Source organism: Xenophilus sp., assembly GCF_044462705.1.
Classification (GTDB): domain Bacteria; phylum Pseudomonadota; class Gammaproteobacteria; order Burkholderiales; family Burkholderiaceae_C; genus Xenophilus; species Xenophilus azovorans.
The window spans coordinates 1-21598 of record NZ_JBIQNC010000067.1; the positions used below are offsets into that span (position 1 = coordinate 1).

At 69.1% G+C, this 21598-nt stretch carries 21 protein-coding genes; 12 read left to right on the top strand and 9 right to left on the bottom strand.

Features of this window, described 5'->3' with window-relative positions:
* The 5 genes from ACIY1X_RS12105 to ACIY1X_RS12125 form a co-directional block, all read left to right on the top strand.
* On the top strand, nucleotides 1-1232 hold a 1232-nt coding region (locus ACIY1X_RS12105; protein WP_399680809.1), incomplete at its 5' end, for a VENN motif pre-toxin domain-containing protein.
* A 22-nt stretch (nucleotides 1233-1254) separates the two neighbouring features.
* Nucleotides 1255-1620, top strand: coding sequence for a hypothetical protein (locus ACIY1X_RS12110; protein ID WP_399680811.1), 366 nt, complete (start codon nucleotides 1255-1257; stop codon nucleotides 1618-1620).
* Between the two features lie 185 nt (nucleotides 1621-1805).
* Nucleotides 1806-2606 (top strand): polymorphic toxin type 22 domain-containing protein, encoded by an 801-nt coding sequence (locus ACIY1X_RS12115; protein WP_399680813.1) that lies wholly within the window; start codon nucleotides 1806-1808, stop codon nucleotides 2604-2606.
* 447 nt (nucleotides 2607-3053) lie between these two features.
* Nucleotides 3054-3575, top strand: a complete 522-nt coding sequence (locus ACIY1X_RS12120; RefSeq protein WP_169748372.1) for a polymorphic toxin type 22 domain-containing protein — start codon at nucleotides 3054-3056, stop codon at nucleotides 3573-3575.
* Between the two features lie 140 nt (nucleotides 3576-3715).
* Nucleotides 3716-4000, top strand: a complete 285-nt coding sequence (locus ACIY1X_RS12125) for a hypothetical protein (protein WP_038217766.1) — start codon at nucleotides 3716-3718, stop codon at nucleotides 3998-4000.
* A gap of 49 nt (nucleotides 4001-4049) precedes the next feature.
* Here ACIY1X_RS12125 and ggt read toward each other — a convergent pair whose 3' ends face one another.
* The 8 genes from ggt to purM all read right to left on the bottom strand — a co-directional run bounded on the left by ggt (nucleotide 4050) and on the right by purM (nucleotide 12557).
* Nucleotides 4050-5861: a gamma-glutamyltransferase gene (gene ggt / locus ACIY1X_RS12130; protein WP_038217768.1), complete on the bottom strand. Its 1812-nt coding sequence runs from the start codon at nucleotides 5859-5861 to the stop codon at nucleotides 4050-4052.
* Between the two features lie 133 nt (nucleotides 5862-5994).
* Nucleotides 5995-7023, bottom strand: coding sequence for a GlxA family transcriptional regulator (locus ACIY1X_RS12135; protein ID WP_051954087.1), 1029 nt, complete (start codon nucleotides 7021-7023; stop codon nucleotides 5995-5997).
* Nucleotides 7024-7029: 6 nt separating this feature from the next.
* Nucleotides 7030-7389 carry an antibiotic biosynthesis monooxygenase gene (locus ACIY1X_RS12140; RefSeq protein ID WP_038217772.1) on the bottom strand — a complete coding sequence of 120 codons (360 nt, stop codon included), beginning with the start codon at nucleotides 7387-7389 and terminating at the stop codon, nucleotides 7030-7032.
* Between the two features lie 22 nt (nucleotides 7390-7411).
* Nucleotides 7412-7972 (bottom strand): isochorismatase family protein, encoded by a 561-nt coding sequence (locus tag ACIY1X_RS12145; protein WP_399680816.1) that lies wholly within the window; start codon nucleotides 7970-7972, stop codon nucleotides 7412-7414.
* Nucleotides 7973-8073: 101 nt separating this feature from the next.
* Nucleotides 8074-9123, bottom strand: a complete 1050-nt coding sequence (locus tag ACIY1X_RS12150) for a DNA methyltransferase (RefSeq protein WP_038217783.1) — start codon at nucleotides 9121-9123, stop codon at nucleotides 8074-8076.
* Nucleotides 9116-10228: a hypothetical protein gene (locus ACIY1X_RS12155; RefSeq protein WP_399680818.1), complete on the bottom strand. Its 1113-nt coding sequence runs from the start codon at nucleotides 10226-10228 to the stop codon at nucleotides 9116-9118. The genes ACIY1X_RS12150 and ACIY1X_RS12155 overlap by 8 nt, the downstream gene beginning before the upstream one ends.
* Before the next feature lie 140 nt (nucleotides 10229-10368).
* Nucleotides 10369-11475, bottom strand: a complete 1107-nt coding sequence (locus ACIY1X_RS12160) for an AI-2E family transporter (RefSeq protein ID WP_399680820.1) — start codon at nucleotides 11473-11475, stop codon at nucleotides 10369-10371.
* 41 nt (nucleotides 11476-11516) lie between these two features.
* Nucleotides 11517-12557 carry a phosphoribosylformylglycinamidine cyclo-ligase gene (purM, locus tag ACIY1X_RS12165; protein ID WP_038217791.1) on the bottom strand — a complete coding sequence of 347 codons (1041 nt, stop codon included), beginning with the start codon at nucleotides 12555-12557 and terminating at the stop codon, nucleotides 11517-11519.
* A gap of 141 nt (nucleotides 12558-12698) precedes the next feature.
* Between purM and hda the strand changes: the two genes are divergently transcribed.
* The 6 genes from hda to ACIY1X_RS12195 all read left to right on the top strand — a co-directional run bounded on the left by hda (nucleotide 12699) and on the right by ACIY1X_RS12195 (nucleotide 18302).
* On the top strand, nucleotides 12699-13385 hold the full coding sequence (hda, locus tag ACIY1X_RS12170; protein ID WP_038217794.1) for a DnaA regulatory inactivator Hda: 687 nt from the start codon (nucleotides 12699-12701) through the stop codon (nucleotides 13383-13385).
* A gap of 38 nt (nucleotides 13386-13423) precedes the next feature.
* On the top strand, nucleotides 13424-15034 hold the full coding sequence (gene pcnB / locus ACIY1X_RS12175; RefSeq protein ID WP_399680822.1) for a polynucleotide adenylyltransferase PcnB: 1611 nt from the start codon (nucleotides 13424-13426) through the stop codon (nucleotides 15032-15034).
* Nucleotides 15031-15504: a 2-amino-4-hydroxy-6-hydroxymethyldihydropteridine diphosphokinase gene (gene folK / locus ACIY1X_RS12180; RefSeq protein WP_399680824.1), complete on the top strand. Its 474-nt coding sequence runs from the start codon at nucleotides 15031-15033 to the stop codon at nucleotides 15502-15504. The genes pcnB and folK overlap by 4 nt, the downstream gene beginning before the upstream one ends.
* Before the next feature lie 95 nt (nucleotides 15505-15599).
* Entirely contained in the window at nucleotides 15600-16244 is a 645-nt protein-coding gene (locus ACIY1X_RS12185) for a DUF47 domain-containing protein (protein ID WP_038217802.1), read from the top strand.
* A gap of 18 nt (nucleotides 16245-16262) precedes the next feature.
* Nucleotides 16263-17273 (top strand): inorganic phosphate transporter, encoded by a 1011-nt coding sequence (locus ACIY1X_RS12190; RefSeq protein ID WP_038217806.1) that lies wholly within the window; start codon nucleotides 16263-16265, stop codon nucleotides 17271-17273.
* 69 nt (nucleotides 17274-17342) lie between these two features.
* Nucleotides 17343-18302 (top strand): class I SAM-dependent methyltransferase, encoded by a 960-nt coding sequence (locus ACIY1X_RS12195; RefSeq protein ID WP_038217812.1) that lies wholly within the window; start codon nucleotides 17343-17345, stop codon nucleotides 18300-18302.
* Here ACIY1X_RS12195 and ACIY1X_RS12200 read toward each other — a convergent pair.
* Nucleotides 18290-19924 carry a class I SAM-dependent methyltransferase gene (locus ACIY1X_RS12200; RefSeq protein ID WP_084217490.1) on the bottom strand — a complete coding sequence of 545 codons (1635 nt, stop codon included), beginning with the start codon at nucleotides 19922-19924 and terminating at the stop codon, nucleotides 18290-18292. The two genes, ACIY1X_RS12195 and ACIY1X_RS12200, sit on opposite strands and share 13 nt — an antisense overlap.
* A gap of 125 nt (nucleotides 19925-20049) precedes the next feature.
* Here ACIY1X_RS12200 and ACIY1X_RS12205 point away from each other — a divergent pair, with 125 nt between their 5' ends.
* On the top strand, nucleotides 20050-21444 hold the full coding sequence (locus ACIY1X_RS12205; protein WP_051954088.1) for a hypothetical protein: 1395 nt from the start codon (nucleotides 20050-20052) through the stop codon (nucleotides 21442-21444).
* The last annotated feature ends 154 nt before the right edge of the window (nucleotides 21445-21598 follow it).

A 21598-nucleotide genomic window follows, 5' to 3' on the forward strand; every position in this document is an offset into this window, starting at 1 on the left:
CCAATGCGGTGGCGCATGCGGTGGCGGGCTGCGTGGTCGGGGCCGGGCGGGCTGGTGCGGGAGGCGGCACCAGCGGCGGCTCGGGTTGCGGGGCAGGGGCCATCGGTGCGGTGGTGGGGGAGACCGTGGCCGGCTGGGCACAGAATCAGCTCGTGCCTCCCGATCAGATCGCCAACCTCAGCCAGACCTTTGCGGGCCTGGCCGGGGTGCTCGTCACCGGCAACGCCGCAGGCGCCAACATCGCCGCGCAGGCGGGGTTGAATGCGGCTGCGAACAATCGCATCCTGCATCCGAACGATCGCAACATGGCGGCCGCGCTCGCAAGGAGAGGGCCGTACTCCGAGGAAGAAATCCTGGCGGCCATGCGCTGGAGCAATGGGCAGAACAGCAATGGCAGCGTGTCGCCCGCAACGCAGCAGGTTTATGGCATGACCGGCGCATCGCTGGGCAGTAACTCGCCCACCGGCAACTTGGCGGGGGACATGGCCTATGACTCGGGACTGCGCGTGCGACCGCAGGGCGGCAGTTCAACGTCCTTCGGAGGGGTCTTGCCGCCTGCGCCGTCCAGGGAGTTGATGAACTTCATCACGACCAACACGGGTGGGGCAAGCTCGCCATACCAGTTCAATACGGCAGGAATGACGTATGGGCCGAGTGCAGATACGGGGAGCAACCCCCGGTACTACCCATGTGTCACAACGGAGTGTGTGCTGTACGGAGCGGGCCGCAATCCCAGCAACCCCATCAATCAGGCGCAGGATCAGCAGCAACTCAACACGTTGGGGGCGGTTGGACTGGTGGTTGGGGCGCCGCTCGCGGGCGGTCTCGGCTTGCCTGTCTTGGTGAATGCGGGGGTGACGGCGCAGACGGTCTCATTGACAGGAGGGGTGGCGGGGGTGACGGGCGGGCAATGGCTCGCATCCGCGGGCGGAGGGGCGCTTATTGGTGTAGCAGGCGAGGGCTTGCTGCATCCATCAACTGCAACGCCGGGCAGTGTCTTTTGGGCTGGCTTGGGTGGATCCCTGGGCGGAGCGACCAAGCTCGTTGGTAATGCGTACTTCGGTCTGGCGAATCAGTGGGTTCCAACCACTTGGGGTAATGTAGGCACAGCATTGTTAGGTTCCCAAATCGTAGGACGATCAGTTAATCAGGGCGGATCCGCTGTGACTAATGTGAATGGCGGAACATCTTGGTGGAATACCCCTATCTTCGGGCGCAGCAATCCTCAATAAAACTGGCGATCAGGAGAAGCCAATGAAAAAACCCGCCAGTAATGTGCCAGGAATTCCATTTAATTTTGATTGGATTCCTCTTATGTTGGAGCCTGATCTTTGGGAGTTGAATAAATTTGTACCTTTGCGGCGAGTAAAGTTGGTTTCATTTTACGCGCTCTCGATGGCGGTATTTGCAGGAATAATTTGCTTGATAAGTTATATCGGCGTAGGTATTCAAACTAGCTTTACTGCTACATCGACTTGGACTTTTTCGTTGGTTATTTTGGGGTTGGGCTGCTGTTTTGGCGTTATTTACGGGGTAGGAGTTCTTTTCGATTTTAATAAATTTAAACGCCAATATGAGCAAGAAGAGCACCAGAGCACCAAAGTAGATGAGTCCTCTTGAAGCGACATCGACGGCAACGGCGCGCTGCTGTCGGGCCAGCGGGTGAATCTGCAGCTCACCGCCGCTGGGGCCGATCTGAACAACGTCTCGGGCACCATCGCCGGGCGCCAGGCGGTGCAGATCGACGCGCAGGCGGGGTTGAATGCGGCTGCGAACAACGCATCCTGCACCCGAACGATCGCAACATGGCCGCTGCGCTCGCAAGCCGAGGGCCGTACTCCGAGGAGGAAATCCTGGCGGCCATGCGCTGGAGCAATGGGCAGAACAGCAATGGCAGCGTGTCGCCCGCAACGCAGCAGGTTTATGGCATGACCGGCGCATCGCTGGGCAGTAACTCGCCCACCGGCAACTTGGCGGGGGACATGGCCTATGACTCGGGACTGCGCGTGCGACCGCAGGGCGGCAGTTCAACGTCCTTCGGAGGGGTCTTGCCGCCTGCGCCGTCCAGGGAGTTGATGAACTTCATCACGACCAACACGGGTGGGGCAAGCTCGCCATACCAGTTCAATACGGCAGGGATGACGTATGGGCCGAGCCCGACACCGGATCGAGGAAGATGTTCGACTGCTGAGTGTGCCGCTGGATTGGCCGGTTCACAAGGACGAGGGTTGTTGCCAGACTATATGGCCTTCAATCCCGGCGCTCATACTCTCAGCGGCGCGGGGGCTGTCAGCTTATATGACGGATCTGTCTATGCCGGGGGCGGTGTGAGTATTGCCAATGTGAACCCTGGTTTTAGGCCGTCAGGTGGATTTGCGGCAGGTTACATCTTTGGCGTCAATGACGCTCAAGGTGTCAATAATTTTCTCAGTGGATCAGGCTCTCAAGGCGGTATTTCCATCCCTGTATTTGGAAGATTTAATTTGACCTTGGGATTAAATCATTCGTATGGAGGCGCAACCGCTGTTGAGTTTGGCGTAATGCCGCCTAGTGGATTGACTGTGTTTTACAGTCCATGGGGATTTACTTCGCAAATAAATAAATAGAATTAAATCATGACATTTCCTGGCCCGACAAGGGAAGATTATAAAAAAATGAGCAAAAAGCAAAAAATCTTCTATTGGGGATATTATGTTTTTTTGTATAGCATTTTTTTGGGATTAATTATTTATGCTTTGATTTGAATCAATGAGAGCGATGCTCGCGGGTCTTGCAAAACGGCCGCTGCGCTTGCAAACGTAGGGCCGTATTCAGAGCAAGACATTCTGGACGCCATGCGCTGGAGCAACGGGCGCAACGCCAATGGAAGCGTGTCGCCCGCAACGCAGCAGGTCTATGGCATGACCGGCGCATAGCTGGGCAGTAACTCGCCCACCGGCAACTTGGCGGGGGACATGGCCTATGACGCGGGCTTGCGTGTACGGCCGCAGGGCGGCAGCACTGCGTCATCGTCCTTCCAGGAGGTGCTGCCCAATGCGCCGCCGCCAGCGCTCATGAACTTCATCACCACCAATACGAACGGGGCATATCAGTTCAATACGGCGGGGATGACGTATGGGCCACCCCAAATAAACCTTCCGTCAAGCTGTATGAGCCATATGTGTGCAAATGCAAACGCTGGAATAGGGATATCGCAAGGGCGTGGATTGCTGCCTGACTATATGTCGTTAAATCCAGGGTTGCATACTGCTGGAGGAAGCGCGGCAATTAATTTATATGATGGCACGACCTTCGTTGGTGGTGGTGTTAATATTTTCAGTAAAGACCCCAGGTACAAACCTTCTGGCTCCATAAATTATGGATATATTTTTGGCGTAAATGACGCGCAGGGAACTAGTGGTTTTCTCGGCGGACATGGAACGCAGGGTGGTGTGTCAATTCCAGTTTTTGGGCGCTTTAACGCTGTATTGGGGTTCAACCACTCTTATGGGGGAGCGACAGCTTTAGAAATTGGAATATCTCCTCCGGGGCGCTATCTGGATATTACAGTCCTTGGAGTCTCTCTGGTGAAATAAAAAAATAGAATGCGTATGGCAAATCCTCGTGGCCCATCTGATGCCGAGTACAAAAAAAATGACAGAATCGCAAAAGATATTTTATTGGATTTTTGCTGATTCTATTCGGGATTTTTTAATTAATCGGCGCGCAGGCGGGCTTGAATTCGGTGCAGAACATTCTGGACGTGCGCAGCCAGGTCTATGGCATCAATCACAAGCGCGAAGACGCTTCGAACTATTTCGTGATGAGCATCACCTGGGCGCGATTGATCGATGCGCGCTCGAAGGCCGTGATCGCCGAAGCGCGCTGCATTCCGACCAAGACACCACCGACGCAGCCCCTCGACCGGCTTGTGGCGAACAACGCAGAAGGCATCAAGGCCGGCCTGGCGGCGTATGTCGAGCCCTGTATCGAACAGCTCGCGGCCAAGATGAAACTCTGAGGCCGAAGCCCGGCGCCGGCGCCCGGGCTTCGGCCTCCTGGGCCCGCGCTCAGTACCCCAGCGTCCTGCCGTCCGGATTGCGCGGATCGGAGTAGCCGTAGAGCATGCCGTCGCGGATCTGGATGGTCTGCGTGCGGCCCATGCTGGCCTTGACGGCGACGTTGTGGCCGCGCTGCTTGAGCAGCGCCACGGTGTCGGGCGAGAGGCCCTTCTCCACCCGCAGCTCGTCCGGCGTCCACTGGTGATGCACGCGCGGCACCGAGGCGGCCTCGGCCGGGTTCATGCCGAAGTCGATGGTGTTGAGCACGGTCTGCAGCACGGTGGTGATGATGCGCGCGCCGCCGGGGCTGCCCGTCACCAGCACCGGCTTGCCGCCCTGCAGCACCAGCGTGGGCGTCATCGACGACAGCGGGCGCTTGCCGGGCGCGACGGCGTTGGCGTCGCCGCCGATCAGGCCGTAGGCGTTGGCCACGCCGGGCTTGGCCGAGAAGTCGTCCATCTCGTTGTTGAGCATGATGCCGGTGCCCTTGGCGACGATGCCGCTGCCGAAGTTGGTGTTGAGCGTGTAGGTCACCGCCACGGCGTTGCCGGCCTTGTCGACCACCGAGTAGTGCGTGGTCTGGTTGCTCTCGTAGGGCTGCGGCTGGCCGGGCTTGATTTCCTTGGCCGGGCGCGCGCGGTTCGGGTCGATGCCCTGGGCCAGTTGCGCGGCGTACTTCTTCGAGGTGAGGCCGGCCAGCGGGATCTTCACGAAGTCCGGGTCGCCCAGGTACTCGGAGCGGTCGGCGTACGCCAGCTTGCTGGCCTCGGCCATCTGGTGGATGCTGCGCGCGCTGTTGGCGCCCCACTGCGCCAGCGGCGAGCCTTCGAGGATGTTGAGGATCTGCACCAGGTGCGGGCCGCCGGAGGAGGGCGGGGGCATGGTCACGATCTCGTAGCCGCGGTAGGTGCCGCGCACGGGCGCGCGCTCCACCACCTTGTAGGCGCGCAGGTCGTCCAGCGTGATGGCATTGGGATGCGGCGCCATCTCGGCGGCGATGCGGCGGGCGATCTCGCCCTCGTAGAAGACCCTGGCGCCCTGCTGGCCGATCAGCCGCAGCGAGCGCGCCAGGTCCTTTTGCACCAGCAGGTCGCCCTGCTTGAGCGGGGCGCCGTTCTTCCAGAAGACGGCGCGCGTGGCGGGCCACTTGCCCATGTTCTTCTGCTCCTGCTGCAGGATCTTGGCGAGCGTCTCGCTCACCGGGTAGCCCTTCTCGGCCAGCGCCGCGGCGGGCGCGACCACGCGCGACAGCGGCATCGTGCCCCACTGCTTGAGCGCATGCTCCAGGCCCTTGACGGTGCCGGGCACGCCCACCGCGTAGTGCGTGTAGAGCGACTTGCCGTCGATCACGTTGCCCTTCTCGTCGAGGTACATGTCGCGCGAGGCCTTCATCGGCGCCATCTCGCGGAAGTCCAGCGCGACATCTTTGCCGCTGCGGGCGTCGTGGACCATCATGAAGCCGCCGCCGCCGATGTTGCCGGCGTTGGGCAGCGCCACCGCCAGCGCGAAGCCCACCGCCACCGCCGCGTCCACCGCGTTGCCGCCGGCCTTGAGGATGTTCAGGCCGATCTGCGTGGCCAGCTCCTGCTCCGTCGCCACCATCCCGTTGCGCGCCGCCACGGGATGGAACACGTCCATGTCGAAGTCGTAGGCGGCGCTGGCGGCCTGTGCCGCCGCCGTGGTGGCGGGTGCGCCGGCAGAGGCGGACGCTGCCGCCGGGGGCGCGCCGGCCGCCGCCGTGTCGGCCGGCGGCGGCGTGGTGCATGCGGCCAGCGCGGCCAGGGCCAGGGCACTGGCCAGGAGGCTGTGGCGGAATGGCATGAGGGGGATCTCCTTGAATTGGTGTCGTTTGTCGTGTGGCCGTCGGATGCGGCGAGGCAGGCGCGCCGCGCCGGCGGCGTCGGGCAGTGTAGGAGCGCCCCCGGCGCCGGGGCGGCGCTTTTGTCTCAACCGGTTACCGGCGCGGCGCCCCGCCGCCCTGCGCGGCGGAGGAGGGCGAGCCCGGCAGGCCGAACTGCCGCCAAGCGCGCCGCAACTGCGTGTCGGAGCCGAAGCCCGCCGCCTCGGCTGCGTGCGTGACGCTGGTGCCGGCGGCCAGGGCGGCCTGCGCCACCGCCAGCCGCAGCCGCCGCAGCCAGGCCAGCGGCGCGATGCCGGCGTGCTCCACGAACAGGCGCGTGAGGTGGCGCGGCGAGGTGCGGGCCACCTCGGCCATGCGCGGCACGGTCCATACGGCCTGGGGCTGTTCGCTCACCGCGTCCTGCACGCGGTGCAGGGCCGCATGCAGGTGGTTGCGGTGCGCGAGGAAGGGCGAAAGCTCCGGGTCGTGCGGCCCGCGCCGCAGCGGCATCACCATCGTCTGCGCCACCTGCGCGGCCAATGCCTCGCCGCACAGGGCGCCGATGCGGTGCAGCACCAGGTCGATGCCGGTGGTGACGCCGGCGCTGCTGCATACCGGCGGGTCCATGACGAAGACGCGGTTGGCCACCACGTCGCAGCCGGGCGCGGCGGCAGCCAGTTCGTCCAGGTGCTGGTGGTGCGTGGTGGCGCGCCGGCCGGCCAGCAGCCCGGCGTGCGCGGCCAGCACGGCGCCGGCGCAGACGGCGAGCAGTTCCAGCCGGCCGGCGGCCAGCCGCTGGCCGCGCAGCCAGTGCAGCAGGGCGCGCGCGTCGTCGCCCGCCACGTCGATGCGGCGGCCCGGCTGGCCGACGAGGACGATCCAGGCCGGCCGCGCATCCCACTGCACGGGCAGCGGCGCCAGGCCCGCGAGCTGCACCCCGACCGAACTGGGCAGCTGCGGCCGGGGCGCGGCGAACTCGAGGTCGAAGCAGGGCGGCCGTCCCGCCGCGGCGAGCAACTGGTTGGCGATGCGCAGCGCCTCGGCCGGGCCGGCCCAGTCCAGCACCAGGCTGCCGGGCAGCAGGGTGAAGACGACCCGGATGGGCAGCGGCGGGGCCGGGCCGTCGGCGGGCAGGCGGGCCATGCGGCGTCAGCTCTCCTCGGGCGCGGCCGAGCCGTAGGCCCGCTCGACCCGCGCCACGCGCAGCTGGAAGGCCTCGTACCAGCGCGTGCGCCCCTGCTCGCGGGCCAGCGTGTGCTCGGCGTGGCGGCGCCAGGCGGCGATCGCCTCCTCGCTCGCCCAGTACGAGACGGTGATGCCGAAGCCGTCGGCCCCGCGCGCGCTCTCCACCCCGAGGAAGCCGGGCTGCTGCGCGGCCAGCGCGACCATGCGCCCGGCGGTGGCCTCGTAGCCCGCGGCGTCCTCGGCATTGCGCTGCGACGAGAAGATCACGGCGTAGCAGGGCCCGGCGGGCAGCCGGGCGAAGGGGGAGGGCGCATCGGTCGTCAAGCAGGTGCTCCGGGGTGGGTACTCAGGGCGCGGCGCGTTCCAGCGCCTGCGCGGCGGTGCAGACGTGGGCGAAGCGGCCGTGCAGCACGGTGGCGGTGCGCGCGCGGATCTGCGCGGCAGCGAGCGGCTGGCCGTCGGGCTGCGTCATGTCGAAGGTCAGCGTCGCGTCCAGCGCGTAGTCCACCTGCCAGCCCAGGTCGCTGGCGTGGCGCGCGGTGGTCTCGCAGCACTGCTCGGTGCGGATGCCGCTGACGATGATGCGGCCGATGCCGTGGCGGACGAGCCAGACGTCCAGCCCGGTGCCGACCAGCGCGCTGTGGCGGTGCTTGACGAAGGTGTCGGCGGGCGTGAACGGGGCCAGTCCGGCGAGGGGCCGCACGTGGCCGGAGGCTTCGGCGAAGGGGTTGTCGGCCGTCTCGGGGCCATCGACGTGGAAGATCCGCAGGATCGGGACGCCGGCCGCGGCGCAGCCTTCGATCAGCGCGTTCTGCGCCGCCAGGTACGCCGGCACGTCGGCCTCGGTGAAGTAGGGGCGGTGGCGGAAGGACTCCTGGGCGTCGATCACAATCAGACAGGTCTTCACGGAAACTCTCCGAAGCGTTGAAGATGGATGGTGCCTGATTCTTCTGCGCGATGGGCCCCGTGTCCGGCGGCGATCGGACGATCTCCGGTCAGATCAGGACATCATGGGTGCGATTCGTAGTCGATGTCCAGCCGCACCCGCGCGCCGTGCCGGTCGATGCGCTCGGCACGGAAGTAGTGGCGGCCGCGGTACAGGTCCAGCGCCAGCGGCAGCGCGACCGGTTCGCCCCAGCTGCGGATGGCGAAGCCGCGCGCCGCCAGGCTGGCGAGCAGGGCGCCGAGCGCGGCCTCGTCGGCGTCCACGCGGATGTCGGCGTCGGCGGGCGCGGGGCCGGCCGGGTCGTGCAGCCAGCGCGCGAAGCTGCCGAAGAGGGTGAAGCGGTGGCCCTCGGCGCGCAGGGCCTCCAGCAGCGCCGCCGTGGCGGGCAGGTCCACCGCCTCGCGTTCCTTGCGGCAGACCAGCGCGTACTCGTGGCTGCGGTCGGTGCGCGCGTCGAAGGCGTCGAGCGGCCGCGGCGGGCGTTCGTAGACGATCACGCGTTCCTCCTGCAGCACGAACAGGCTGCCCAGGATGCCGGCCAGGTCGAAGGCCAGTGGCAGCATGCGGCCGCCCAGGTGCAGGTTCTCCGCCATGGCGATGCAGAAGGCGCCCTCGGGCAGCCGCTCGCGCACGCGGTGGAACACCGAGCGCAGGCCCGCCAGGTGGGCCGCGTAGCTCTCGCTCGCGTAGAGCTGCCGCGCGGGCGCCGCCTCGGCGGGCCAGGCGCTGCCGAAGTAGGGCACGCTCGTCAGGCACAGGTCGAAGGGCGGCAGGGCCTCGCCGGCCAGCGTGTCGCACGAGGCGGGCAGCACGCGCGGCACGGGCAGGCCCAGGCGTGCGAAGCGTTCGCCGATCAGCGCGATGCGCGCCGCGTCCACCTCGCAGCCCAGGGCCTCGCGGCCTTCCATGCGGGCGGCCAGCAGCGTGGTGCCGGCGCCGGCGAAGGGGTCGAACACCACCTCGCCCGGCCGGCTGAAGTGGCGGATGAAGGGCTGCATCTGCGTCACCCAGCCGATGTCGCGGCCGCCCAGCGGGTCGTGCGTGGCCAGGGCGGGCGGCAGGCGGTGCGACGGCGGCTCGTCGTCCAGCCGCATCCAGCTTCGGCTATCCATGCGGTGCCTCCGGCCGCGCGGTATCGAGCAGCACCTCGTGCCCCGGGTCCCAGCCGGCGCACAGCTGGCCGTTGGCGAAGTAGACGAGCTTGTAGACGTCGCCGCTGGCGTGACGCCGGTGCATGGCGGCGTAGTCCGACCATTCGAAGACCACCTCCAGCCCCTCGGGCAGGCGCACGCGCAGGTTCTGGAAGTAGTAGCCCTCGGTGAGCGCGAGCGGCGTCCAGCGCCCGCCCAGGCGCGGATCGTCCAGGCAGGCGCGCAGCAGGGGCGCCATGGGCACGCGCGCCGCGGCCAGGTGGCGTGCAGTGGCGTTGTCGCGGTAGCCGCCGGCGAGGCGCGAGAACTCGCGCAGGACCACCGTGCCGGCGCCGCAGCGCGCGGCCCATGCGAGATGCGCCGCCACGTCGTCGGGGCTGGCGATGCCGCCCTGCTGCACCAGGCAGATCAGCCGCACGGGGAAGCGCCGCGCCAGCGCACGCGCCACCGACTCGAACACGGGTTGCCGCGCGATCGCCAGGCCGGGGCGGAAGCGCATGATCGCCTGGTTGGCCTCGCCCGCGTGATGGTGGCGCGACAGCTCGATCCAGCTCAGGCCGAAGCGCTGCAGCGCCTCGCCCAGTTCGTCGCCGCGCGCCTGCGCGAAGCCGGCGCCGTTGGAATAGAGCACGCGCTCGTGCACCGGGATGTGCCGCTCGGCGCTTTGCAGCGTGTCCAGCAGCCGCAGCAGCCAGTCGGCGTCGTCGGTGTTCTCCAGCCCCGAGAGCGACCATGACATCGGCACGCCGCGCAGCGCGGCCAGCGCGCGCGCCAGGCCGTCGAAATAGTCCGGCGGCGGCCGCAGCCGTGCCGCCGGCACCAGCGTGCGTTCGGGACGCAGGTTCTCGGAGCAGAAGCCGCAGCGCGCCGAGCAGGGCCGCGCCGAGGCGTAGGGGGTGAAGGTGATCGGCTGCGCCAGCCGCAGTGGGCGGCCGCCGAGGGTCAGCCGGTGCCAGCGCGCGTCGTCGCCGCGGTCCGGTGCGCGGCGGATCGGCGCGCCTACGCGAGGGCGCAGCAGGTGGAGCAGCGCAGCCTCGTCATCCGCCGGGACGGTGGCATCGACCATGTTGCCTCGACGCTCCGAAGGCCGCGGAGCAGGCCATGCGGGAACATCCGCGGAACCGGCTTGGCCGGGCCGCAGGATGTGCCCCCGTGAGGGGGTTGGCGAAGCGGAACGAAGTCCGCGAAGACTGGGGGAGGGCCATGTCACACGAGCTGCGCGGCCTGCAGCTCCTTCTTGAGGTAGGCGTAGAACAGCGGCGCCGCCACCAGCCCGGCCGGGCCGAACAGCGCCTCGGCGGCGAACATCACCGCCAGCAGCTCCCACACCGCGATGTGGGTGCGGCTGCCCACCACCTTGGCGTTGATGACGTACTCGGCCTTGTGGATGAGGATGAGGAAAATCAGGCAGGCCACCGCGGTCAGCGGCGAGACCGACAGGCCGACCAGCGTGATCACCACGTTGCACAGCAGGTTGCCCACGATGGGGATCAGCCCGGCCAGGAAGGTGAGCGTGATCAGCGCCGGCGTGTAGGGCAGGTACAGGTCCCAGAACGGCAGGACGAACAGCAGGAAGACGGCCGTCAGCGCCGTGTTGAAGGTGGCGATCCAGAACTGCGCCGCGACGATCTGCCGGAAGGCCTGCCCGAAGACGGTGATGCGCCGGTGCATCTGCGCCGCCAGCGGCAGCCGCAGGGCCGGCGGCCGGGCCACCGCGGCCAGCCCGCCGACGATCAGGCCCACGTAGGCGAACAGCAGGGCCGTCAGCCAGGCGCGGCCGGCCAGCGCCAGCGAACCGGCCTGCGTGCGCAGGTAGTTGGCCACCATGTGCTGCACGTCCGCCGCCGCCGCCGGCAACGCGCCGGCCAGGTCGGGCGGCAGCTTCTCGCGCAGCTCGAGGATGGTGCGGGCCACGTAGTCCAGCAGTTCACGGTACTGCTGCGGTGCATCGACCACGTACTCGCGCGCCTGCGACACGCCCAGCGCCAGCAGCGCGATGGGCGCGGCCACCACGACCACGATGGTCAGCGCCTGGATGAACGCCTCGATGCGCGCGGGCAGCGCGCGCCCGGCGTCGGCCGGCGAGAAGCGGGCGATCAGCCGGCCCGCCAGCCGCACCACGCCGCGCACGAAGGTGCGGGTGGCCAGGAAGCCCACGCACACCGCCAGCAGCCCCACCAGCAGGTGGTTCATCAGCATGCCCAGCAGGGCGCCGCCCATCAGCACGTAGCTGGCGCCCGCCACCCAGCGCGAAGCCGGCTGCTCGCGGGTCGGCGCCATCGCGGGCAGGGGCGTCGGCGGCGGTGTCTTCATCGTGGGCGGCGGCGCGTGGCGCAGGCTCCCGGCCGGGCAGCTCAGGCGACGACCACGGCCGCGCCGTCGCCGCGCGGGGCGATCACGCCGATCTCGTGCACCGACTCGCCCTCGCCGCGCAGCGTGGCGGCGCAGGCGGCGGCCTCGGCGGCGTCGATCACGATCACCATGCCGATGCCGTTGTTGAAGGTGCGGTTCATCTCGACGTCGTCGATGCCGGCCACTTTCTGCAGCCAGGCGAACAGCTCGCTCGTGGGCCAGCTGCCCTTCTTCAGGTGCGCCGCCGTGCCTTCGGGCAGCACGCGCGGGATGTTCTCCAGCAGCCCGCCGCCCGTGATGTGGGCCAGGGCCTTGACCGGGTGCTTCGCCAGCGCGGCCAGCACCGGCTTGACGTACAGGCGCGTGGGCGCCATCACCGCCTCGCGGAAGGGCTTGCCGTCGAGCGTGGCGGGCAGGTCGGAACCTGCGCGCTCGATCACCTTGCGCACCAGCGAGAAGCCGTTGGAATGCACGCCGTGCGAGGCCAGGCCCAGCACCACGTCGCCGGGCTTCACGCCCTGGCCGGTGAGGATCTTCGACTTCTCGACGGCGCCGACCGCGAAGCCGGCCAGGTCGTACTCGCCCGGCGGGTACATGCCGGGCATCTCGGCCGTCTCGCCGCCGATCAGCGCGCAGCCCGACAGCTCGCAGCCCCTGGCGATGCCGCCGACCACGCGCGCGGCGGTGTCGACGTCGAGCTTGCCGCAGGCGAAGTAGTCGAGGAAGAACAGCGGCTCGGCGCCCTGCACCAGCACGTCGTTCACGCTCATCGCCACCAGGTCGATGCCGACCGTGTCGTGCATGCCCCACTCGAAGGCCAGCTTGAGCTTGGTGCCCACGCCGTCGGTGCCGCTTACCAGCACCGGCTCCTTGTAGCGTTTGGGCACCTCGAACAGCGCGCCGAAGCCGCCGATGCCCGCCAGCACGCCCTCGCGCATCGTCTTCTTCGCCAGCGGCTTGATGCGGTCGACCAGCGCGTCGCCCGCGTCGATGTCGACGCCGGCATCCTTGTAGCTGAGCGGGGAGGGGGCGGGGGAGGTCATGGTGGCGGGAGGCGGCGGCAGGAGGAAGGGGCGCAAGACCGCGCCGGCATGGCAGCAGCAGGCGGCCCGATAGAATTCCCGGTGATTCTAGGGCCCGCTCCAGCGCCGCCCGGTCGTTCTTTCCCCTCGTTCCCACCTGGCATGAAGCAGCTTGCGCTCGACATCGGCTTGCAGACGGGGCCGAGCTTCGCCAGCTTCTTCCCGGGGGCCAACGAGGCCGCCCTGCGCCACCTGCAGCTGTGGGCCGGCGACGGCGCGGGCGCCGCGCTGCATTCGCCCGTGCCCACCTACCTGTGGGGCGAGGGCGGCAGCGGCAAGACGCACCTGCTGGAATCGGCGGCGCAGGCCCTGCGCGAGCAGGGCGCCGCGGTCGGCTGGCTGCGGCCGCAGGTGCTGCAGCCGCCGCCCTTCGACGAGCGCTGGGCCGCCGTGCTGATGGACGACGTGGACCGCTTCAACGCCGAGCAGCAGCACGCCGCCTTCAGCTGGTTCGTGCAGGCGCAGGCGCTGCAGCGCGCCGTGGTGGCGGCCGGCGCGCTGCCCCCGGCCGACCTGCCGCTGCGCGAGGACCTGCGCACCCGCCTGGGCTGGGGCCACGTGTTCCAGCTGCAGGTGCCCAGCGAGGCACAGCGGCGGGCGGTGCTGCGCCAGGCGGCCGATGCGCGCGGCGTGATGCTGCCGGATGAAGTCATCGACTACATGCTGCACCGCTTCAGCCGCGACCTGGGCAGCCTGATGGCGCTGCTGGAGGCGCTGGACGGCTACGCGCTGCGCACCCAGCGGGCGATCACCATCCCGCTGGTGCGCTCGATGCTGGAAGACGAATGAAACCCGGCGCCCCCAGGGGCGCCACGAATGGACCGAATGTGATCAAGAAACTCATCGACAAGCTGCTGGGCAAGCCGGCCTCGGGCGGGCGCGGCAAGTCGCGCTTCGGCAAGCGCGAGGAGGTCGACGCCAGCGTGCACCGCATCGACCCGGACCTGGTGGACGAGCGGGCGAAGAACGTCGTCACCACGCTGCAGCAGGCCGGCTTCGAGGCCTACATCGTCGGCGGCGCCGTGCGCGACCTGCTGCTGGGCCTGAAGCCCAAGGACTTCGACGTCGCCACCAACGCCACGCCGGAGCAGGTCAAGCAGCTGTTCCGCCGCGCCTTCATCATCGGGCGGCGCTTCCGCATCGTGCACGTGGTGTTCGGGCGCGGGCGCGAGCACGAGGTGATCGAGGTCTCCACCTTCCGTGCCTACATGGACGCCAGCGCCGCCGAGTCCGTGGCGGGCAACGAGCGCACCAGCAAGAGCGAGCTGGCGGCCATGAAGCACGCCGTGGACGCCAGCGGGCGCGTGCTGCGCGACAACGTCTGGGGCCCGCAGGAGGAGGACGCCGCGCGGCGCGACTTCAGCATCAACGCCATGTACTACGACCCGGCGCGCCAGATCGTGGTCGACTACCACCACGGCATCCGCGACGCCGGCAAGCGCGTGCTGCGCATGATCGGCGACGCGGCCGTGCGCTACCGCGAGGACCCGGTGCGCGTCATCCGCGCGGTGCGCTTCTCGGCCAAGCTGGCGGCGCTGGGCTTCGAGCTGGAGAAGAAGACCGCCGCGCCGCTGGTCGACTCCGCGAAGCTGCTGGCCGACGTGCCGGCCAGCCGCCTGTTCGACGAGATGCTCAAGCTGCTGCAGACGGGCCACGCGCTGGCCACCGTCGCGCAGCTGCGCAAGCTGGGCCTGGCCACCGGCATCTACCCGCTGCTGGACGTGGTGGTCGAGCGCGCCGACCAGCCCTTCGTGCAGGCCGCGCTGGCCGACACCGACCGCCGGGTGGGCGAGGGCAAGCCGGTGGCCGCCAGCTTCCTTCTGGCCTGTGTGCTGTGGAACGACGTGCGCCAGGGCTGGCAGCAGCGCATGCAGGAGGGGCCGGGCGGCCGCCGCGGCATGGCGCCCTTCCCGGCGCTGCAGGAGGCGATCGACGAGGTGTTCGAGGCCCGCATCGGCGACGTCTCCGGCCGCGGCAAGCTGGGCGCCGACATGCGCGAGATCTGGATGATGCAGCCGCGCTTCGACAAGCGCAGCGGCAGCACGCCCTACAGCCTGGTCGAGCAGGCGCGCTTCCGCGCCGCCTTCGACTTCATGCGCCTGCGCGCCGACGTGGGCGAGGTGAGCGAGGCCATCGCCGAATGGTGGCAGGAGTTCAGCACCGCCGACGAACTGCGCCGGCAGGACCTGATGGAGCAGGTGCGCGCCGAGCAGCGCAAGGGCGGCGGCCCGCGCCAGGCCAGCCCGCGCGTGCACCAGCGCACGCCGCGCGCGACGGCTGCGCCCGAGGAGGCGCAGGACGCCGCCACGGGCCCGGCCCCCGTGGAAGGCGAGGCGGGCGAGGCCACGGCGCCGCGCAAGCGCCGCCGGCGCCGCAAGCCGCGCAGCGGCTCGGGCAGCGCCGACGCCGGCGCGTCCTCCGGCGCCGCGGCCGAGTGACGACGGCGCCCGCCGCGTCGCGCGCCTACGTGGGCATCGGCGCCAACCTGGGCGACGCCCGCGCCGCCGTGCAGCAGGCCATGGACGCCCTGGCGGCCCTGCCCGGCACGCGCGAGGCGGCGCGTTCCTCGCTGTGGCGCAGCGCGCCGGTCGAGGCCTCGGGGCCGGACTTCATCAACGCCGTGGTGGCGCTGGACACGACGCTCGCTCCGCTGGAACTGCTGGCGCAGATGCAGCGCATCGAGTCCGGGGCGGGCCGCGAGCGCCCCTACCGCAACGCGCCGCGCACGCTGGACCTGGACCTGCTGCTGCACGGCGACGCCCGGCTGGACACGCCCGCCCTCGTCCTGCCGCACCCGCGCATGTTCCAGCGCGCCTTCGTGCTGCGCCCCCTGGCCGAGATCGCGCCGGAGCAGGTGTCCGCGAGCCAGCTCGCTGCCGTCGCCGGCCAGCGCATCGAACGTCTCTGAACCGCCCGCCCGGCCGGCAGGGGCCGGCAAATTACACTCGACGGGTTTGTGGGTGTCATCACCCTGTCGCCAATTCCGTGTAGGGAAACGCCGCCATGCTTGGCAAGCTCCTGCCCCGCGAGGGCAACTTCTTCGAGATGTTCAACCAGCATGCCGAGCGCATCGTCGAGGCCGCCCGCGCCTTCGAGCAGCTGGTGGCCAACTACAGCGATCTGCACCTGCGCGAGCAGTACAACCGCGACGTCGACAACGCCGAGCGCGCCGCCGACCGCGTGACGCACGACGTCAACCGGCTGCTGCACAAGACCTTCATCACGCCCATCGACCGCGAGCAGATCCACAAGCTCATCAACACGATGGACGACGTGGCCGACCTGATGCAGGACTGCGCCGAGACCATGGCGCTGTACGACGTGCGCCACATGACCGAGGAGATCGCGCGCCTGACCACCCTGAGCGTCAAGTGCTGCGACCGGCTGAAGGACGCGGTGAAGTACCTGGGCCGCATCTCCGACCCGGCGGTGGCCGAGGCCACCCTCAAGACCTGCGAGGAGATCGACCGCCTCGAATCGGACGCCGACCGCGTGATGCGCAGCGCCATGAGCAAGCTCTTCCGCGAGGAGCCCGACGTGCGCGAGGTCATCAAGCTCAAGGCCATCTACGAGCTGCTGGAGACCATCACCGACCGCTGCGAGGACGTGGCGAACGTGATCGAGGGCATCATCCTCGAGAATTCCTGAAGCGGACGGGAGCGCACGATGGCTTCGGTCCAGGTCGCCCTGTGGGTGGTGGTGGTGCTGGTCGCGCTGGCCATCGCCTTCGATTTCATGAACGGCTTCCACGACGCGGCGAACTCCATCGCCACCGTCGTGTCCACCGGCGTGCTGCGGCCCGGGCAGGCCGTGGTCTTCGCGGCCTTCTTCAACCTCATCGCCATCTTCGTGTTCCACCTGAGCGTGGCGGCCACGGTGGGCAAGGGCATCGCCCATGCCGACGTGATCGACGTGCATGTGGTCTTCGGCGCGCTGATCGGCGCCATCAGCTGGAACCTGGTCACCTGGTACTACGGCATTCCCAGCAGTTCCTCGCATGCGCTGATCGGCGGCATCGTGGGCGCGGTGATGGCCAAGACCGGCACCGGCGGCCTGGTGGGCGCCGGCATCTGGAAGACGGTGGCCTTCATCTTCGTCTCGCCGCTGCTGGGCTTCTTGCTCGGCTCGGTGATGATGGTCGCGGTGGCGTGGCTGTTCCGCCGCTCCACGCCGTCGCGCGTGGACCGCTGGTTCCGCCGGCTGCAACTGGTCTCCGCCGGCGCCTACAGCCTGGGCCACGGCGGCAACGACGCGCAGAAGACCATCGGCATCATCTGGATGCTGCTGCTGGCCACCGGCCATGCGGCCGCCACCGACAGCGCACCGCCCATGTGGGTGGTGGTGAGCTGCTATGCCGCCATCGCGCTGGGCACCATGTTCGGCGGTTGGCGCATCGTGCGCACCATGGGCCAGAAGATCACCAAGCTCAAGCCGGTGGGCGGCTTCTGCGCCGAGACGGGCGGGGCGCTGACGCTGTTCCTGGCCACCGGGCTGGGCATTCCCGTGTCGACCACGCACACCATCACCGGCGCCATCGTCGGCGTGGGCTCCACGCGGCGCATGAGCGCGGTGCGTTGGGGCGTGGCGGGCAACATCGTGTGGGCGTGGATCTTCACCATCCCGGCGGCGGCCTTCGTGGCGGCGATCGCCTACTGGCTGAGCCTGCAGTTGTTCTGAGCCGCGGGGCTGCGGGCCGCTGGCATACTGCGCCGCAGACTTCCACCCGGCCCGGGCCGGCAGCGGCGCATGATCCATCTTTCACCCACGAGCCCGACGGCCGGCGTCCGCTGCAGCGTCGAGCGGTTTTCCTTCTTCCACCAGACCCTCCACCTGTCGGGCCACGTGGTGCCCGACCGCGGCGACGTGGTGCGGCTGGCGCTGCGCCTGGGTGACGGCCGGGTCTTCGAGATCACGCGGCGCGGCCTGGCCAGCCCCGACCTGACGCGCCGCCACGGCGCGCGCGCCCGGGCCTGCCGTTTCGACGAGCTGCTGAGCGTGGGCGCCGACACCCAGCCGTTGTGGACGGCCGAACTGCTGGTGCACACCGACGACGGCCGCGTGCTGAACGTACCGGTCGGCGTGGGCGACCAGGAAGACCCGTCCGTGGCCCTGATGAACCGCTTCTTCCACCTGCTGTCGGAGCGCCCGCCCGGGCACTTGCTGGAAGTGGGCTCGCGCGCGCGCACGGGGGCGATCTACACCGACCGCCTGCCGCCCGGCTGGCGCTACACCGGGCTGGACGTGATGGAGGGCCCCAATGTCGACGTGGTCGGCGATGCCCACCAGATGAGCCGGCTGCTGCCGCTGCAGGCCTTCGACGCGGCGATGTCGTTCGTGGTCTTCGAGCATCTCCTGATGCCGTGGAAGGTGGCGCTGGAGATGAACCGGGTGCTTCGCCAGGGCGCGCTGGCGCTGGTCATGGCGCCGCAGACCTGGCCGCTGCACGAGGAGCCCTGCGACTACTTCCGCTTCTCGCGCCATGCGTGGAAGGCGCTTTTCAACCGCGCCACCGGCTTCGAGATCCTGGAGGCGGTGCACGGCTGCACGGGCTACGTGGTCGCGCACCATGCGACGATCGCCTCGCACTTCGGGGAGGCCCACACGGTGGCCCTGATGTCCTGCGTGCTGGTGCGCAAGGTGGCCGAGACGACGCTGCAATGGCCGGTCGAGATGGACGAGATCGCCGAGGACGTCTATCCGTTCTGAGGTGGGCGGCGCGCCAGGATCGACAGGGCCGGACCGGCGGCGTGGTCGGGCTGCTCGTGCGCCGGTTCCAGGTGGTCGAAGCCCAGCCGACCCAGCACCTCGAGGAGTTGCGCGCGCTCCATCCACATCGGCTCGGCCGCGGCACTGCCGCAGAAGCGGGCGTCGGTGACCGGTCCGTAGGGTCGCCGGTGCAGACGGATCTCCAGGTCGCGCCAGGCGCGCGCCACCACCCCTGCCACGGGCGCGCGGCGCGGATCGCCTTCGGGCATGGCCGCGTCGTCGATCACGTGGGTCCACAGGTACAGCGTGTCGGTGCGGCCGGCCAGCAGTTCCAGCAGGCGCAGCGGGTCGGCCATGTGGTAGAGCACGCCGCACGCCACGACCAGCGGCCAGCGGCGCGTGTCTGCCTCCAGGAAGGCGTTGAAGTCGCCCAGGAGGAAGCGTGCCCTGTCCAGGTTCAGGATTTCCTTGGCGATCAGGCAGCGCAGGTACGCCGACTTGTTGGCCTCGACGGCCAGCACCGACGCGGCGCCGCCGTCCAGCAGTTGCCGCGTGTGGGCTGCCTCCAGCGGGCCGAGCTCCAGCACGTCGCGGCCGTCGAGGCCGGCCCGACCTCCCAGCCGTTCCAGGAGCCATGCCATGCGCGCGTCGTCATGCAGCGGCACGTCGCCGGCCCGGACGCCGACGGCCGGCGGAAAGCCCGACACCCACTGCCCGGCGAACAGGTCCACGGCTTGCTGGGGTGAGGGCGCCTCCCGCACGTAGCCGGCCGGCACGTCGATGAACCCGCCCGCCGCCGGCGCCGCCGTATGCACGCCGCCGCGCGCGGCCTCCCGGATGGCCTCGCGCGCCAGCTCGCTGCGGTCGGGCGCGGTGGCGGGGGCCGACCGCGAGAGCACCAGCATGAACTCGCAGCCGATGCTCTCGTGGAAGAAGGCCTCGTTCAGCCCGATCAGCCCCAGGGCGCGCAGATCGGCCAGGATCAGCCGCAGGCTCGAAGGGGTGAACACCCACGCATGGCAATCGACGTACGCCTCGTTGCTGGCCACGGCAGCCTGATAGCCCTGGGCGGGGATGCCGGCGAAAGCGATGTGCCCGCCGCCGGCGTCCCCCCATACCTGGACGCCGTCGCGCGTGGCGTTGCCGGCGTAGTGGTCGTAGAGCGCGCCGGGGTCGTGCCGGCGCTGCTCGGCGAGATAGGCGCGCAGCAACTGGCCGGTCGTGCTCACCGGGCGAAGGTAGTCGAAGGTGAAGCGCCGGTCGGGAATCAGCAGGATCAGCCGGCCGTGTTCGCCGAGCGCACGGTCGCAGCGCTGAAGGAAGTGGATCGGGTCCGGCAGATGCTCGAACACGTGGCTGGCCACGATGTAGTCGAAGTGCTGGCCGTCCTCCAGCAACTGGGTGAATTCGCCCCCGTCGTCGATGGCGTCCACCGGCTCGATGCGCGACGTATCGACCCCCATGGCCCCGTACTTCGAGCGCAGTTCGTCGTGGCTGGCGTGGTCCACGACGTAGACGCCATAGCCTTCGGCCTTGGGCAGGATCGGCGCGTAGGACGCACCGATCTCGATGCCCCGCTGCATCTTGGAGACGGTGGCGCGGATGTGGCTTCGGAAGTCCATGGGCTCGCAGCGGATCGGGCGGGGAAGAGGGCGGGACGCGGAGAGTCCGGCGAGGCGCCCAGATACACTATTTGACAAAGGTTAACAGAGAGCTCACGGGCTGGGCTCCGCGAAGAGGAGTCCGCATGCCATCGCTGCTTTCCCGGCTTCGGCTGATGTCGATCCGCCTGGCCTATGTCGGGTACTGCACCGCGACGAAAGTGCGGCAGTGGCCGAGCGTGGCGCTGGACTCGCGCCCGCGCTTCCTCAGCGACGAGACGTCGCGCCCGGCCGCCGGCGGGCTGTACGCGATCGTGGTCAAGTACGCGCGGTTCGGCCTCACGTCCGACTTCATGGCCCTGCTGGATGCCCTGGAGCGCGCGGGCGTCAATGCCATCGTGGTGTGCAACGGCCGCCTGTCGCCAGGCGAGCACGACCGCCTGCTGGAGCGTGCGCACCGGGTGCTGGTGCGGCGCAACGTGGGGCGCGACATGGGGGCCTACCGGGCCGCCAGCCTGCACCTGCATGCCCAGGGCCTGCGGCCGCAGCGCGTGCTGTATTTCAACGACAGCATCTTCTATCTGAAAGGCGAGCGCCTGGACGCGCTGGTGCGCGACCTGTGCGGCGGCGCGTTCGACGTGACCGGCGCCTTCGAGAACCACGAGAAGGCGCACCACCTGGGCTCCTACGCGCTGTCGGTGGGCGGCCGGGTCTTCGGCCACCGCCATGTCCAGCAGTTCTGGCAGCGCTACCGGCCCTACGACCTGCGTCCCCACGCCATCCTGCACGGCGAGGTGGGGTTGTCCGCCTGCCTCAAGCGCTGCGGTTTCACCATCGACGTGGTCTACGGCGCGGAGAAACTCGTGCGGCGCCTGCACGCGCTGGACCTGCGCACGCTGATGTCGATGATCAACGTCATGCGCCCCGCGTTCCGGCTGCAGCCGCTGGACCATCTCGTGGCCCAGTCGATGTCGGCCCTGCGGCTGATCGAGCCGCTGTCGGTTTCCGAGCCCGTCGTCGCCGTGCGTGCGCCCGCGGTGGACGATGCCGCCGCGGCCGCGCCGGATGCGGCGGCCCGCCCGGCGCTGGAGCCTTCCGCCGCGCCGACCCTGGGCAACTACCGCGCGGCCAGGAAGGCGCAACTGGCGCAGCAATGCAAGGCGGCCGACGAGGCGCGGCGCGCGCAGTCCTCGCAGGCGGCCCAGGCAGCGGCCGTCACCCTGGTGGCCGACAACCGGCTCACCGTGGAGATGGCCGAGTCGCTGGCCCGGCAGGCGCTGATCGACAGGCTCATGCTGGAGGTGACGCAGGGCAGCCAGGTGCACCTCGGCTTCGGGCTCTTCCGCACCCTGATGGGCTGCCCGATCGTCAAGCGCGACCTGATCGCACGCGACATCTACCTGGAGCACGACTGCGAAATGCTGATGAGCGACGTGGACGCCGACACCCGCGCCATGGTCGTGCGGGCGCTGATCAACCGCGGCCGGCCGATGTTCGTGCAGGGGCGCAGGCGCTTCCTCCTCGACCACGGCCTGGTCTGAGCGCGCGGCCCGCGCCTGGCTTGCCGCCTACTGCGAGATCTTGCGCCCCTCTTCGATCTGGTGCTCGAAGTAGCGCTGGAAGCTGAACACCAGGCTGGACATCAGCACCGTGGCGCCGAAGAACAGGGCCAGCCCCACCGCGCCGACGGTGAAC